At 41.6% G+C, this 15,628-nt stretch carries 13 protein-coding genes; 1 reads left to right on the top strand and 12 read right to left on the bottom strand.

Annotation, left to right across the window (positions count from 1 at the left end; genetic code table 11):
* Window positions 1–183: 183 nt before the first annotated feature.
* The 11 genes from GC093_RS23510 to GC093_RS23460 all read right to left on the bottom strand — a co-directional run bounded on the left by GC093_RS23510 (window position 184) and on the right by GC093_RS23460 (window position 11,187).
* Entirely contained in the window at window positions 184–903 is a 720-nt protein-coding gene (locus GC093_RS23510) for a ThuA domain-containing protein (protein ID WP_171654341.1), read from the bottom strand.
* A 40-nt stretch (window positions 904–943) separates the two neighbouring features.
* Window positions 944–2,005, bottom strand: a complete 1,062-nt coding sequence (locus tag GC093_RS23505; RefSeq protein ID WP_171654340.1) for a Gfo/Idh/MocA family protein — start codon at window positions 2,003–2,005, stop codon at window positions 944–946.
* A gap of 10 nt (window positions 2,006–2,015) precedes the next feature.
* Window positions 2,016–3,086, bottom strand: coding sequence for a LacI family DNA-binding transcriptional regulator (locus GC093_RS23500; RefSeq protein WP_171654339.1), 1,071 nt, complete (start codon window positions 3,084–3,086; stop codon window positions 2,016–2,018).
* Window positions 3,073–3,678 carry an HAD family hydrolase gene (locus tag GC093_RS23495; RefSeq protein ID WP_171654338.1) on the bottom strand — a complete coding sequence of 202 codons (606 nt, stop codon included), beginning with the start codon at window positions 3,676–3,678 and terminating at the stop codon, window positions 3,073–3,075. The genes GC093_RS23500 and GC093_RS23495 overlap by 14 nt, the downstream gene beginning before the upstream one ends.
* A complete protein-coding gene (locus GC093_RS23490) occupies window positions 3,668–4,687 on the bottom strand; it encodes an ABC transporter ATP-binding protein (protein WP_171654337.1) in 1,020 nt (339 codons plus the stop codon). The genes GC093_RS23495 and GC093_RS23490 overlap by 11 nt, the downstream gene beginning before the upstream one ends.
* Window positions 4,688–4,689: 2 nt before the next feature.
* On the bottom strand, window positions 4,690–5,727 hold the full coding sequence (locus GC093_RS23485) for an ABC transporter ATP-binding protein (RefSeq protein ID WP_171654336.1): 1,038 nt from the start codon (window positions 5,725–5,727) through the stop codon (window positions 4,690–4,692).
* A 34-nt stretch (window positions 5,728–5,761) separates the two neighbouring features.
* A complete protein-coding gene (locus tag GC093_RS23480) occupies window positions 5,762–6,907 on the bottom strand; it encodes an ABC transporter permease (protein ID WP_216624774.1) in 1,146 nt (381 codons plus the stop codon).
* Window positions 6,908–6,910: 3 nt separating this feature from the next.
* Window positions 6,911–7,909 (bottom strand): ABC transporter permease, encoded by a 999-nt coding sequence (locus GC093_RS23475; protein WP_171654335.1) that lies wholly within the window; start codon window positions 7,907–7,909, stop codon window positions 6,911–6,913.
* Between the two features lie 99 nt (window positions 7,910–8,008).
* Window positions 8,009–9,964: an ABC transporter substrate-binding protein gene (locus GC093_RS23470; protein ID WP_246315114.1), complete on the bottom strand. Its 1,956-nt coding sequence runs from the start codon at window positions 9,962–9,964 to the stop codon at window positions 8,009–8,011.
* 376 nt (window positions 9,965–10,340) lie between these two features.
* Window positions 10,341–10,562 (bottom strand): DUF3951 domain-containing protein, encoded by a 222-nt coding sequence (locus tag GC093_RS23465; RefSeq protein WP_216624773.1) that lies wholly within the window; start codon window positions 10,560–10,562, stop codon window positions 10,341–10,343.
* 112 nt (window positions 10,563–10,674) lie between these two features.
* Complete coding sequence (locus tag GC093_RS23460; RefSeq protein WP_171654332.1) at window positions 10,675–11,187, bottom strand: S-layer homology domain-containing protein; 513 nt, start codon at window positions 11,185–11,187, stop codon at window positions 10,675–10,677.
* A gap of 214 nt (window positions 11,188–11,401) precedes the next feature.
* Between GC093_RS23460 and trpB the strand changes: the two genes are divergently transcribed.
* Entirely contained in the window at window positions 11,402–12,565 is a 1,164-nt protein-coding gene (trpB, locus tag GC093_RS23455) for a tryptophan synthase subunit beta (RefSeq protein WP_216624772.1), read from the top strand.
* Window positions 12,566–12,655: 90 nt separating this feature from the next.
* Here the strand turns inward: trpB and GC093_RS23450 are convergent, their stop codons facing one another.
* Window positions 12,656–15,358, bottom strand: a complete 2,703-nt coding sequence (locus GC093_RS23450) for an S-layer homology domain-containing protein (protein ID WP_216624771.1) — start codon at window positions 15,356–15,358, stop codon at window positions 12,656–12,658.
* Between the last annotated feature and the right edge of the window lie 270 nt (window positions 15,359–15,628).

Raw genomic sequence — 15,628 nt, 5'->3', positions numbered from 1 at the left:
ATTTTACTTCGCGGTAGACACCCTTGCTTTTAGCTAATGGCAGAAGCTTGCCATCCCCCACTAAGGAGGACTTTCAGCGTAGAGATAATGCCCATAATGGCCGTAAAACAAGAAAAAACGGAGACGCGAAAACCCGCGTAACTCCGTTTTTTTGATTTCATATCAAAAGTAGGGATTAATTATTTATTTCTTAATGATTTCAAGAGGGTCATGATGTCCATAGAAGGTTTTCTCCCTCTTAATAGGAGCTGTCCATTTCACAGCATTGGAAATTACGCGATGAATGTCTTTGTTGTAAAAGGTAGGATAGGTCTCATGACCCGGCCGGAAATAAAAGATTCTGCCTTGACCACGACGGTATGTGCAGCCGCTGCGGAATATTTCCCCTCCCTCAAACCAACTAACGAATATCAACTCATCGGGCACAGGAATATCAAAATGCTCTCCATACATTTCCTCCTCCGGCAAATCTATAAACGGTCCAATCCCCTCTACAATGGGATGAGACGGGTCAACCACCCACAGCCGCTCCTTCTCATCCGCTTCTCTCCATAGCAGGTCGCAGGATGTGCCCATTAGTTTGCGGAATAATTTGGAATGATGCCCTGAATGCAGCACGATCAAGCCCATTCCTTCATGAACTCTTTTGCAAATACGATCGACAACGTTATCTTGAAATCCCTTATGATCAACATGGCCCCAATAAATGAGTACATCCGTATCGTTCATCACTTCTTCTGTTAATCCATGCTCAGGCTCGTTAAAGGTTGCCGTTCTGAGCACAACCCCATTCTGCTCTATCCCCTCGGCAATCGCGCCGTGTATCCCTTTTGGATAAATTTCAGCTACTTCCGGCTTCCTCTGTTCTTGAATGAATTCATTCCAAATCGTTACTTTAATCATGAAATTAGCTCCTTTTCGAAACATGTAATTTAGAACGTAGTTAATTGCTCCTCGCTACACCATCTCTAGATGAATCTATGATCATTTGCATGACTTGTTGGTTACGGTAACCATCCATAAAGGTGGGGAAGAAATAAGAATTAGAATTATTTTCCAAACTATCCACAAAATCCTGTAGCATTAGTTTCCTATTCCCCGACTCCAGATGAACGATTTTATCAATCAATTCCAAGTTCTCGCCATCTCTAACGCTCAAATGAACCTCATTTGGTTTTTCAACCGAAATTCTAACTGTGCCCAGATCACCAAACAAAGTTATATTAAACTGATTATTAGTTCCTATTGCATTCTTATGCGTATAAAACGTGCCCATTACACCTCCAGCAAGCTCACATTGGAATCCGGCAAAATCATCCACATCTACCTTAACCGGTTGGTTGGTTCTTGGATCTACACGATGATCTATAAACGTACTCATCATGCCAGCCACCTTGGTAAATTCCCCCACAAAAAAACGTGCTGCATCAACCATGTGAGATCCAATATCGGCTAGAATCCCTGTACCCGCGATTTCTTTGTTGAATCTCCAGGTGTATTCATGATTAAACATGGGGGCATTTTCCTCTTGTAAATAGTGGGCTGCAATATGCCGTATCTGACCTAACGCCCCTTGCTCCAAAAGCTCTTTAACGTATTGGAAGCAGGGTCTGTACCGATATGAAAAGCCAATCATGCAAGGAATCGGATTTTTCTCATACAACGCTAACAACTCATCAGCCTCCTCCATCGTTCGCGTGAAGGGCTTCTCCGAAACTATCGGTTTACTGAATTCAATAGCGCATTTCAATATATCAGCATGATACTTATTTGAAACACCTGATATAACAAAATCAACGTCTGCATCAGAGATGAGCTCCTTGTAATGGCTATACCTTTTGTCGGCAGCCAAGTTCAAACGGTCACCCACTTGTTCAACTGCTTGCGTGTTCACATCACAAATGGCAGCAACCCTAGTATTAGCGACTTTCAAGAGATTGTTCATATGAGAATCGCCTATGCCTCCAAGACCAATAATGCCAACATTCCATATTTTTTTACTCATTTTATCCTCCTTAGAGTTTCGCTTTAGGGAAACTTTCTTCGTAAGCATGTGCTGAGGAAATGGATGAACAAGAATCTCTTTCAATAATTTTACTTTCTACAATAATATTTTCCGGGAAATATCCGGGTAACACATCTAATTTGTGCATTAACATTCTGACAGCTTGAACTCCCAGCTCCGAGGGCTGTAAATCCATGCTGGTTAAGGAAGGGTTGGATTGATTCATCATAGAGAGATCTCCGCATATTACAAATAAAGATACATCTTCAGGCACCCTAAGCTCCAAATCCTTGATAGCGTTCATAACGCTAAATGCAGTGCGGTCATCATCTGCGATAATAGCCGTTACCTTTTTCTCAAGCTTGCCTAGTGTATGCATGGTCTCTTCATATCCGTAATCCATGTATTCACTCGAAAGTATAGCAGGCTTATGATGAATCATGTGCTCCTCTATATGGATTTGATTATCTTCCATTGCCTTTATGAACCCTGCTTTTCTGTCAATGGAAACGGTCATAAGCTCATTAGCATTTAAAAACATGATGTTCCTATGACCCTTATCTATTAAATATTGGCATATGGAATAAATAATCATCAAATTATCACTATCCACACTCGACGTGTCCTTAACATTGGAATTCATTACTCTACCAACCGTAATAAAGGGGATTTGTTCATGATGCATAAGGTTGATACGCTCATCATCCGTGGCAGGACTCATTACAATCGCACCATCAATCGGATAACTCGACAAGAACGGTGTTTTTACCTTTTGCACAGGAATCATATCAAGCAAGACCCTATATCCGTAATAGGAAGCCTCTAAAATAACCCCGTTGATAAATTGATTATGAAATGCGCTGAAGAAGAAGTTCCCATGTGGAATGGTCAGCCCAATAGCCATTGTTTTCTTAGTCACTAAGCTGCGCGCAATATGATTCGGTACGTAATTTAATTGTCTGGAAACCTTCATTACTCTGTCTGTTACTTCTTTACTTGTAGGTCTCTTTTGGCTAAACACATTCGATACGGTCCCTTTTGAAACTTTCGCCAATCTAGCAACATCATCAATTTTGGCCATTCCTTGTTAAGCATCCTTTCGGCATTTCAACCAACTCTAATTGCTGATTGAGCTTTTCCGCTAAATCAATCAATTCCAACGGTTCACTGATTGTATAGTCCGGTTTCTCGCTATCGTCTGCATGCAGCTTAGGATATCGGGGTGTCCAGCTTAGGAAAACGCTTCGGATCCCCATCTGATTGGCTCCCTTTACGTCCCGGCTCAAATTGTTGCCAACCATAATAATTCGAGAGCAGTCCTCTTCACTAAGATCCAAAGCTCCAATCGCCGCTTTAAACATACGTGGACTCGGCTTGAACGCTTTAACCGTTTCTGAATAAACCATCGTCGTGAAATAATCGTACAAACCGTTTTGCGTCAAAATATTTTTAAACGATTGCGCAAGGCCATCCGCCACTATAGCAAGTGTATAGCCTCGTTCGGCCAGCGTTTTAACCATTACATCTGCTCCTGGAATTACATTTGCTTGAATGACGACATCATGCTCATCCCGTATCTCCGTTCCTTCATCAATAATCGTATCTCCGCAATCCAGAAAAATAATTAGCTTCTTAGGCTCAGAAACTTCGGAAATCTCTGTATTAGTGTCCATTGTTTACACCTCTCAATTGGAGTTCGTCTGCATAGTGGCATGCAACATAATGATTATCGGTTACCGCACGAAGCTCTGGCTCCTGCTGGATACATTTATCGGTCCTGTAAGCGCATCTTGGATGAAAATGACAACCGCTTGGTGGATTCGCCGGATTGGGAACCTCACCTTCAAGAATAATTCTATCCTTTTTCAAATTGGGATCAGGCTCAGGTACAGCTGACAAAAGCGCTTCCGTATAAGGATGCTTCGGATGTTCAAATATTGAATCCACAGGCGCTAATTCCACAATTCTTCCCAAGTGCATTACAGCTACTCGGTCGGAGATGTTCTGAACGATAGATAGATCGTGGGAAATGAAAATATACGTGATCTGCAGCTGCTCTTGAAGGTCCTTAAGCAGGTTAATTATTTGTGCTTTAATCGATACATCCAATGCCGAAACAGCTTCATCACATACGATAAGTCTGGGATTAGTAATAAGTGACCGAGCTATAGCGATACGCTGTCTTTGCCCCCCGGAAAAAGCATGCGGATACCGTTTCAGGTAACTGACGTTTAATCCGGTTTTTTGAGCAATTTGTGTAACCTTCTCATCCACCTCCGCCTTAGATAGCTTGAAGTTGGCCAGCAAAGGCTCGGAGATAATGTCATATACGCTCATCCTCGGACTTAACGATGAATAAGGATCTTGAAATATCATTTGAATATCTTTTCTAAGCTTCTTAAATTCTTTTCCCCGCAGCTTTAAGAAATCAACCTGCTCTCCCTCTCCCGTATGATACATAACTTCACCCGAGGAGGCATTGACCACTCTTACAAGACATCGGCCTAAAGTCGTTTTTCCGCAGCCCGATTCACCTACAATACTTAAGGTTTCACCCTCATAAAGCTCAAATGAAACATTGCTTAACACTCGGATTGAAGAAGGCTTGCTAAACAACTTTTTATCGGATTTCACATGAAAATCCTTATTCAGATTGCTTACATTCAGTATACGTTTAGACATACTTAGTCTCCTTCATTCTTATCCTGGTAAAGAAAGCATCTGACCATATGATTCTCTGCAATCTGAGTTTTCGGTACAGCTTGCATGTTGCATACGCCTTCAATCCGGTCATTGCAGCGTTCATAAAAGCCGCACATCGGCGGCATATTCGTAGCAATCGGAACGGTTCCTTCAATCGATTCCAACCGCTTCGTTTTATTGCTGCCCATTCTCGGCATCGACCTCAGCAGCCCTTTAGTATAAGGATGTTTAGGATTATTGAAAATTTCCTTGACTGTCGATTGCTCGACAATTTTCCCCAAATACATAACAGCCACCTCGTCGCACATTTCCGCGATGATGCCAAGATCATGAGTCACTAGCAGAATGGCCATACCGAATTCCTTCTGCAGCCCTTTCATTAATTCCAGCACTTGTGCCTGAATCGTTACATCAAGTGCCGTTGTGGGCTCATCAGCGATCAATAATTCAGGATTGCAGGACAAGGCCATAGAGATCATCGCCCGCTGCCGCATACCTCCGGAAAATTCATGCGGATACTGATCGAACCGCTTCTCTTGATCAGATATACCAACCTTGCTTAGCATTTCAAGCGCAATTTGCTTAGCTTCTTTTTTATTCTTGGTACGATGGATTAAAATCGATTCCATAATCTGATTCCCAATTGTATACATAGGTGAAAATGCGGTCATAGGCTCTTGGAATATCATCGCTATCTTTCGGCCTCTAATCGATCGTATCTGTTTACTCCGCGAATCCAAGGACAACAAGTTTAATGAGTTCAATTCCTTCTCGGATGATGACTGATATACAATTGTGCCTGTCGTTTCACACTCTTTCGGATTGATACTTATAATAGCCCTACTTGTCAGACTTTTACCGCAACCGGATTCTCCAACAAGACCTAATGTTTTTCCCTTCCGAATCTCGAAGTCTACCCCATCTACGGCGTTCAATTCCCCATTATCCATTTGAATGCGAATTCTGAGATCTTGAACGGAGAGAAGGGGCTGTTCCGAGGGTGAAGCATGAGCTGTCATAATATCCCCTCACTATACCCATAAGTTAATATCCTTACTTCTTGTATGGATCTGCAGCATCGCGTAATCCGTCACCCAGAAAATTAAATGTTAATACGGTAACGATAACAAAGCCTAGAGGAATGAGCTTCCATGGATATAAAGCCACATTATCGATCTGCTGAGCTTCTTGCAGAAGAACTCCCCAGCTGGTCGCAGGTGAACGAATGCCAAGCCCTAGAAAACTCATAGCCGTCTCGCCGAGAATCATACTAGGTATAGCCAGAGTCGTTGCTACAACCAAATAGCTGATAAACCCGGGTATAAGATGCTTCATTATGATTTTGGCAGGACTGACACCGGCTATCTTGGCTGCTAATACATACTCCTCATTTTTCAATGAGATAAACTTACCTCTGGCAACCCTTGCCAGCTCCGTCCACCCAATAAATGCAAAGATGATAACAATATAAATATACATCGTGACTACAGGTATACGTGGCGGTATTGCAGCTGATAATGCCATCCACAAGGGTAGCGTCGGGAACGAACGAATGACTTCTATAATCCGCTGAATCACAGAATCGATCCATCCTCCGAAATATCCGGAGATCCCTCCGATAATCAAGCCTAATACAAAGCTAATCGCTACTCCAAGCAGAGGGATGCTTAATGAAATTTGACTGCCGAGAATGATTCGCGAAAATATGTCTCTGCCCATTCCATCCGTACCGAACATGAATAAACGTCCTGGTTGATCGACTCCAAACAAATGGATTTTGGTAGGGATGAGACCGAGAAATTTATAGCTTTCGCCCTCTACTAAAAAACGGACCGAATACTTGATCTTCTCGTCGTCCACAAACATTTTGCGGAATGTAACCGGATCTCTGCCTGATTTCAATTCATAGACGAACGGTCTAAGATGAAATTGACCTTCGGCATCTATAAACTTCATTTTCATTGGAGGTGCATTGACATATTTACTGTCATAGCTCTGCAAGTCGTAGGGCGCAATAAACTGTGCGAAGAGGGCTGCAATGTAGAAAATAGATAAAATAAACAAGCTGACTCTTGCCAGTTTATGCCTTTTCAACCTTTGGTACATAAGACGCCATTGTGAGCTGTAGTAGACATCGTTGTTTGTTTTCTTTCTGAAAAGGTTCATTCTCTGTTTTCCCGGTACCGGTATTGTTTTCATAGATCACATACCTCTGAACTCTGTGCGAATTTTTGGATCGAGCCATGCCAATAAAATATCCGAAATCAATGTTCCCACGACCGTTAATACTGCCATGAACAACAACCAGGTACCAGCCAAGTACATATCTTGACCTAATAAGGCGTTATACATCACAGGTCCTTGAATAGGTAAATTCAGAACAATGGCTGTAATGGTTGAACCCGTAAAAATAGAGGTTAGTGACCATCCAATCGTACTGACGATAGGATTCAAAGCAGCACGTGTCGGATATTTAAGCAATATTTTCGTTTCTGACAGGCCCTTCGATCTGGCCGTAACGACATTAGGCTTGTTCAATTCATCCAGCATTTGGCCTCGCATGACACGAATCAGCTCTGCTGTATTCGCCAGCCCAATTACAATAACAGGAATGATCATATGCTTCAGCAAATCCAAAACCTTGCCCATAGACCATGAGGCATTTACATATTCGCTTGAAAATAGCCCTAGCAGCGGATCACCGAAATATACGTACGATAAATACATTAATATAATGGCTAATAAAAAATGCGGGGTAGCCATACCAAGAAACCCTAAAGCTGAAAAAAGATAGTCACCTGCTGAATATTGCTTGACCGCACAGTAAATGCCGATAGGAATGGCTACTAAATAAGTAAAAGCCATAGTTACCAAAGAAACAATTAACGTCAAAGCCATGTACTGTTCGATGACGGCAAGAACCGGTTTATTAAAAAGGAAGGAATAGCCGAAGTCAAAATGAAAAACGATGTTTTTCACCCAAACCAAATATTGAATAAACCATGGCTTATCTAATTGCAAGCTTGCTCTCATCTCATCCATATCTTGCTGTGACATGATATCGCCTGCCACTGACATCTTGGCTGCATAGTTAGATACATAATCCCCCGGCGGCAGCTGAATAATGTAGAAGACGATGGCTGAAATGACAATAACGACCGGTATAACCAGAATGATTCTTCTTAAAATATATTGGAGCATTCTATCCTATCCTCTCCGCTTAATTCGAAGATCCAGCTAAGTATCTAATAAGGGAATGACCCTAATCACTCCCTATTAGATTCCGTTTAAAGAATCAAGCTATTGCTTAATAAAAAATTGGGAAGGATGGCCATGGCCGATGCTTCGGAATTCGTCCGCGAAAATCAAATCCTTCGGCACATTGCGTACTTTATTCGAAGCGACAATCAGCTTAGGTGTTGGACCTGTATATCCGATCACCCACTGGTTCTTTTGATGAATCTTAATAATTTCATTGCTCCATTTCAGAACTTCCTCTTTCGATGTAGAGGCTTTTACTTTATTCCAGTTTTCGAATATTAAAGCTACATCCCCTTCGGGTTTAACTCCTTCTTTCCCACCGGATTGATTATAAAGTCCGTACTGGATGCTCCAAGGCGTTAATACTCTCAAAGGTACGAGTGTATCCGGCCGGAAAGCAACATTGACCAAACCCATGTTTTCTGTCGTTACAGGAATTTTGTTGGAGTACTTAAGCTCCTGATGTGTTCCTTTATCAACCACTTTGATATCAACCTTAACGCCGACAGTCTCAATATACTTTTTGGCTAACTCAAGGAAAGACATGCTTTCAGGACCTGACTCAATGATGGTAAGTGATAAATCCGAACCATCCTCATGTAAACGGAAGTTATTTTTATCACGCTTAGTTAAGCCTAGTTCATCCAACAGCTGGTTAGCACGTTTCGGATCATAAGCACTCCATTGCTCAGCCCAACCTTTTTGGTATCCGACCAAACCTTCTGGAACAGATGCCTGCTGAGATTTCCCTAATCCATTCGTTACAATTTCCGAAATTTCTTTGCGGTCAACGGCAACAGACAATGCTTCTCTAAATTTAATATCTTGGAACAGCTTGCGCAGCTTAGGGTCTTCGGTTGTTTGATTTAATTGAAGACCGGTACTTGACCAATCTGGTGTGGACCAATTCATTACACGGAAGTCCGCTTTTTTCTCATTTTCCTTCAAAACCGTAAAATCCTTAAAGTCAAAGTCAAGAAGATTGAAATTTCCGGCCAACGCTCCCAGAATTCTTTGAGCAGGATCTTGAACCTTAGAAGCTACGATACGATCCATATAAGGGAGTTGGTTGCCCTCTTTATCGACCTTCCAGAAATAAGCGTTACGTTCCATAATAAATTGGTCGCTATTCGGATCGTTCTTAGCTACCCAAGCTCTTAATGTCGGGATTTCCGGGTGTACCCAATAGTAATATCCCGTTGCAACCAAGAAGGATTTCACATCGGCGAAGCCCCATTTTTTAGCTATTTCGAGCGTTTTTTCTTCACCGATATATTCCGGAAGAATCGTTTTTTGAAAATGAGCCGGTGCGTGGAACCACTTATTGTCAATCGCTACACGCTCTAAAAATTGCACGCTAGGAAACTTATGAGTAACCTTAAATGTATAATCATCCACTTTTGTAATTTGGGCTAATGCTTTTTCTCCGGTTTTCGCATCAACTGAGTAATAAGCGTCATATATTTTTTTACCGAAGGTTTCTTTAGTCAACATGTGTTCCCAATAGAACAGCACATCGTCAGCTGTAAAAGGCATTCCGTCCGACCACTTCATACCTTTCCTCAAAAAGATCGTAAACTCAGTCGAATCTTTATTCACTTCATAGCCTTTGGCCACGTTCGGCTCAATCGTACTTCCATCCTTATTAAAACGGAACAGCGCCTCCTCGGTAGGTTGACCTACAACCCAACGGTCATCCCGTCCCTTCCAGGGGAGCTTCCATTCACCGCCGTATTTGCCTATCTCCTCAAGAACGTTTTCCACCATGATATCTTCTTTAACAGGCATCCGTTCTACAACTGGCTTCAGCGTGCCGGCAGTAACAAGTTTATTGAGCATCGGAGCTTCTTTATACCCATCTGTCTTCACTGGAACAACAGGAGCAGGAGTCTTCGTTACCTCCACTGTTGTTTTGGCTGTTGGATCACTTTCACATGCTGCCAAAACTACTGTTAGGATCAAAATCATCAAAAAGAGCAAGCCGTTCTTTTTCAAACTAATCCCCTCCATTGTAATAACTAATACTTCAGTTCTTCTTCATAAAAAAACTAAAAATCATTGCTGCACCCTCACCTCCTGATAGATTAAACCGGTTTAATAGCATTTAAAATAATAGCTTTTCCTTGTTTTATTGAGTGTTAAAAAACGTATTAAACCGGTTTAATAGAATAGGTGTCAAGCATTATTGATTCGGTTCAAAAAGGAATATATGTAAATGTAAGCGTTTTATATTATTTGTATCGTACATCTTAATAAATTTTATTGCAATAGTTTTTTTGGTTTTTTAAAGGAAATATTTGGGTTGGTATTAAATAGTAAGAGGCCACAACAAAAAAATCCTGCTATCCCCGGAGGGGGAACAGGATTTAGTTTATTTGAGGTTCTTATCTTTGTCATCGCCATGCTCGTCATCTTCTTCTTTTTCTTCCTTTTGATCCTGAAATTGAACATTAGTTTGCCCTGTAATGTAATCAAATGGGTTATATCGACTGTCAGGAATTTTATTTTTTATCACTGTTTTTGTCATAATATATATGATCAAAATGAATACCGGAGTAATTAATGCTAATAATACGATCGATGCAAAGTCCATAACTTTATCCCCTTTTATATTAGCATGCCATAATTTACAAGTGGATATACTAAGAAGACCGTACCCCATTAAACTTCCTCGGACTAACTAGTAAACAATCGCTCTCCTCGAGTCACCCGCGTTCCCAGCTTTTTATTTGCCATAGAACTGAATTCTTTTTATAGTTCCACTCTGGTCCCGCATTACCAAACGACCGTTTGAATCCAGCGTTAGGAGCGACTGTATCAGCATCCTTGAATTGATCCTTCAACTGCATCTGCCCGCTGCCAGTCCACTTCCTAATTCGCACAATAGCTGCGGCTACATCCTCGCGCAGCGCGGGAGCTTCTGGATCGAACACATCCAGTTCAGTTACCGCATGATTTCGAACAAATGCTCCTCCGAGCGCTTCAGCAAAAGGTCTATACCAGACAGCTTGGTCTACATCACGAAATGAGGAACCAGGAGGCTTCGTCTCTAATTCGTTCAAACGAGCCGTCTTGTACAGCAGCGCAGCAAATTCGGCTCTCGTTAAGTTCTGAGAGGGTTGGAAGGTTCCATCCTGGTAGCCTTCTATGATTTGTTTGATAGCCATCTTCTGAACGGCTTCGTAGCTCCAATGCGATTCTGGTAGATCCAGAAACAATCTTTATTCTGCACTGGCAGCCTCTATGCTTACTCCGCACAATGCAACCAGAAATAAACCACTCGTTAGTACGGCCCCAATTCGGCCTGATTTGCTCAACTTCAATTTTCCCACCCTACCACGTAAATTTTATTTTACAATTACTACGCTTTTTTTTGCTATAATAAACAAAAGATTACATTTACATACGAACCAAATTAGGAGGCTGATCAATTTGAATCAGGAATTGTCACAAGAAGGATATTTTGGAGAGTTTGGCGGTAGCTTTGTTCCCCCTGATTTAAAGGAAGTATTGGACTATTTGGCTGCACAATTTAATAAATACAAGGATGATGTCGAGTTCAACGAGGAATTCCGCTATTATCTTAGAGAATACGTGGGTCGTGAGAATCCGCTCACCTTTGCCCAGCAGCTGACCGATCGTTGGAACGGCGCAAAAATTTACTTGAAACGCGAAGACCTCAATCATACAGGCGCACATAAAATCAACAATGTTATTGGGCAAATCCTTCTTGCCAAACGTATGGGAGCCAAAAGAGTGATTGCCGAAACCGGCGCAGGCCAGCACGGTGTAGCAACAGCAACAGCTTGTGCTATGTTCGATATGGAGTGCATAATTTATATGGGTGCTGAAGATACCCGCCGCCAATCATTAAATGTGTTCCGTATGGAACTGCTTGGTGCCAAGGTAGTACCTGTCACAAAAGGACAAGCCCGATTGAAAGATGCGGTCGATGAAGCGCTTAATGACTTAATCCAGAATTATAAAACCACATTCTACTTATTAGGTTCTGCAGTGGGTCCGCATCCATTCCCAACAATGGTTAAGCATTTCCAATCCATTGTGAGTGAGGAATCGAAACGTCAGATACTGGAAAAGGAAGGCAGACTTCCTGACGCCGTTCTGGCATGTGTCGGTGGTGGAAGCAACGCCATAGGTGCTTTTGCCCATTATATTGATGAGCCCTCCGTACGGTTAATCGGTGTAGAGCCCGATCGGGCACCTACTTTAACCGAAGGAGTACCAGGCGTCATTCATGGATTTAAATGCTTGGTACTGCTTGATGAGAATGGCGACCCGAAGCCAACTTATTCGATTGCGGCTGGTCTCGATTATCCAGGTGTTGGGCCTGAACACAGTTACCTTAAAGCATCAGGTCGTGCTGAATACGTAACTGTAACCAATGAGGAGGTTTTGGAAGCATTTCAGGAGCTATCCCGAACCGAAGGGATCATCCCTGCTCTTGAAAGTGCCCACGCCGTAGCTCATGCTAAGAAGCTTGCACCAACAATGAACAGGGATCAGATTATTATCATCAATCTGTCTGGCCGCGGGGATAAAGACGTTGAGCAAGTATTTGAAATGTTGAAGAAATAAGTCAATCTTACCGTCTTACTTCATTCTAATATCAAAGGGAAGCTTTCGGATATCCGCAGGCTTCCCTTTTCATTTTAATCATTTATCATATTAAAAATGAATTCTTAGCAAATTACCCTTCTGATCCAGCAGCATCAACCTTCCATTCGAGTCTATGCTTATCTTGCTAACTGGTGTTTTCTCGATCAAATATTCAGTCAAATCTTCCGATGAACTAATACTTCCATCCGTTTCAATTCGGTAAAGCTTGCTCCCGGACATCACATAAAATTTATCTCCATATACGTTCACTGCATCAATTACACCGTCAATTTTTACATCTACTGCTTGCGCAATGTATTGGGGGACATTCAATTTCAGCTCTGTCACTGTTTTATTGCCGGCATCCAGAACATACAGATTCTGATCTTTCCAGATGGCTGCTGTAGATTTCCCTGAATAACGAATATGTTTGCCAACCTCAGACGGAGAAAGCTTGTAGCCCTGACGATCCCGACCAATAAACCATAAATCTCCTTGGCTCACATCACTCACAACGATTTGACCCGTGCCATCGAAGGCAACAAAGTCTTGCTCGGTAACAGCTCCCCTTCCAGCCATATAACCAACAGTTATCGATTCTGGGTATATTCTATTTACTGTAGCAATGTTCAGTTCCTGACTCCAAGCCGCTCTGTGCATAGCATTGTTTCGGCCATCGAAATATAGCCCACCGGTGTACCAATAATCCTTGGGTTTAAGTAGCTTCTGTTCGGCATCATAATATTCAAATCGCATACCATAATATCTGTTATCCAAATCGTTCCACCTTGACGAGCCTTGGTTCCACAATTTTAGAAAGCTGCTTTTTTTAAGAATCAAAGGGTCTATGATAGTACTAAATGATTTGTTTTTTTCTAACAAGTATAAGTTACCTTCTTCATTCATCATTATCGACGAAATCATATTTTCTTTTTGATCTACTTGAATTCCTACTCCATGTGCAATTTTTTCCATCTGGATTTTAGCCAATTTAGCACCAGTCTGAATAATAGGAAGTGATTTCGATTGATTCGGCTGCTCCTTAACTAATCTTAACCTGCGAATAAAGCTCCCCGTCATGTCATCTATAAAAACTATATTACCTGTCGGTTCAAATGCAAATTCGCTGATCTGCACTATATCCATTTGATTCTTAGTCCCTACAGTTTGATTGCCTGAAATTAAATCGTTATAAACAAACTGCCTCTCCTCCAGAAATGGGTCTATACGACCGGATACATCAACGGAAAACAAGTTTTTTTCAGAAGAAATATAAAATTGGTTATCTTTTGCAACTGCGTAAGTAATATTCTCTATTTGTATAACTACTTTTTCAACTACTTTCCTTGAATGGATATCTACTTTCACTATCGATTTTAATCCAGGATCCAATATATACAGCTGTTCCCCTTCAATCAGTGCAGCTAACGGCCTCCCACTAAAAGAAGTAGATACCAACTCTTCATTATCTCCGTCACCAGGTTTTATTCGCTGAATAGTTCCATTTGTAATATCACTGAATATGTAATCTCCATTCGGCAGCTGAATGATGAAATCTTCCGACTTCATCATGGTCCCTATTTTCGTGCTTGCCATATGTACCTTTCGACCTAAAAAAGTGAATAAGGACCAAAACTTAGTGTCAGGCCAATTACCTATGAATTGTTTGTCTACATTGTTAACAGAAGAAAGTAACTTGACTGGTAGAAAATGATTCTTTGTTAACACTCTATTTTCTTTCATTTTCTCGAATATAGGACCGGATAATGAGGAAAACAAAGAATCATCTATAAATAATTCTGTTACAGGAAGATGAGACTCCTCGTCCAATCGCTTTACTGTAGAAGGAGTATTTAAGTCAACCTTTGTCTCTACAAAATAAATATCTCCTTTATAATCTACTGATAGATCAGTAATAAGATGTTTAGTTATTTTATTTTGCGAATGAATACCATTACTAAGGGTGAAATCTAATTTACTTGATGTATAAGTATTCACACCATCATCTCTGGCCAGCATATCGACAATTGCATAAAGCGGCTTCTGATTCACAGGCTTAGCCTTAATTGGAATCACGGAAGTTTGGGATTCAACCTCGGTTTGCTTTACACTAACTTGATCCGCTACCGAAGACGGTCCTTCAGAAAACGATTTGGTAAGAAGCATCGCGGCTTCCGCCCTTGTCAGTGCCGCTTTGCCGCGGATGGTTCCATCCTCATATCCAGAAATAATGCCACGGTCAACGGCGGTGGCCAGCTCCTGAGTTGCTCCTTCGGAGATGGTGTTAACATCTTTGAACCTAGCCCTCAGGTCTGACGAGCTCCCACCGCTCCAACCACGTAAACGCACAATAGCGGCTGCAACATCCTCCCGCAAAGCGGGTGCATCCGGATTAAATAGCTCCTCTACTCCCTTTAACTCGTTTTGTACAAATATTCCTCTAAGAGCATCAGCATAGGGCTTGTACCAAGCAGATAAATCCACATCTTGGTATGAAGATGCTTTGGAGCTAGCCTTTGCCTCCTCCAATCGAGCTGTTTTGTAAAGCAACGCGGCAAACTCCGCTCTTGTCAACGTCTGGTTGGGACGAAAGGTTCCATCAGGGTATCCATCAACAATCTGTTTCCCGGACATTTCTTGAACAGCCTTATAGCTCCAATGGCTCTCTGGCAAATCCGGGAACGATTTATTCTCAACAGCGGCCACTCTCGGCTCATCGATCTGGCTCAGTGCTGCTAGTAAAATAATAGCGGTCATTAGCTTTGGTATCATTTTGCGATTTTTCAAGCTTTTCCACCCGCCCAATATATGTATGTTCGAACATTTTCTGAAATTTATTTTATCATATTAAGGAATTAATTGGAATTAAACTCATAGGACAAAATGAACGAAGCATACAATTATAAACAACTAATTAAGAGGTGAATCCAATGAACAAAAAAAATTCTATGACATTGGGGCAGTTCTTGGACAGACCGCAGAAGAAAAACCGTCATCGTTCTGTTCTGTTTATGAGGCTCCCTGGAGGGAAGAATACAGTAA

The organism is Paenibacillus foliorum, from assembly GCF_013141765.1.
Classification (GTDB): domain Bacteria; phylum Bacillota; class Bacilli; order Paenibacillales; family NBRC-103111; genus Paenibacillus_S; species Paenibacillus_S foliorum.
Note: the sequence above shows the minus strand (reverse complement) of the source record. Positions and strands in the feature narration are given on the sequence as shown.

Bases quoted from the DNA above. Each gene is read 5' to 3' on its own strand.
- GC093_RS23510 (WP_171654341.1), bottom strand. From the start codon at position 903: ATGATTAAAGTAACGATTTGGAATGAATTCATTCAAGAACAGAGGAAG.
- GC093_RS23505 (WP_171654340.1), bottom strand. From the start codon at position 2,005: ATGAGTAAAAAAATATGGAATGTTGGCATTATTGGTCTTGGAGGCATA.
- GC093_RS23500 (WP_171654339.1), bottom strand. From the start codon at position 3,086: ATGGCCAAAATTGATGATGTTGCTAGATTGGCGAAAGTTTCAAAAGGG.
- GC093_RS23495 (WP_171654338.1), bottom strand. From the start codon at position 3,678: ATGGACACTAATACAGAGATTTCCGAAGTTTCTGAGCCTAAGAAGCTA.
- GC093_RS23490 (WP_171654337.1), bottom strand. From the start codon at position 4,687: ATGTCTAAACGTATACTGAATGTAAGCAATCTGAATAAGGATTTTCAT.
- GC093_RS23485 (WP_171654336.1), bottom strand. From the start codon at position 5,727: ATGACAGCTCATGCTTCACCCTCGGAACAGCCCCTTCTCTCCGTTCAA.
- GC093_RS23480 (WP_216624774.1), bottom strand. From the start codon at position 6,907: ATGAAAACAATACCGGTACCGGGAAAACAGAGAATGAACCTTTTCAGA.
- GC093_RS23475 (WP_171654335.1), bottom strand. From the start codon at position 7,909: ATGCTCCAATATATTTTAAGAAGAATCATTCTGGTTATACCGGTCGTT.
- GC093_RS23465 (WP_216624773.1), bottom strand. From the start codon at position 10,562: ATGGACTTTGCATCGATCGTATTATTAGCATTAATTACTCCGGTATTC.
- GC093_RS23450 (WP_216624771.1), bottom strand. From the start codon at position 15,358: ATGATACCAAAGCTAATGACCGCTATTATTTTACTAGCAGCACTGAGC.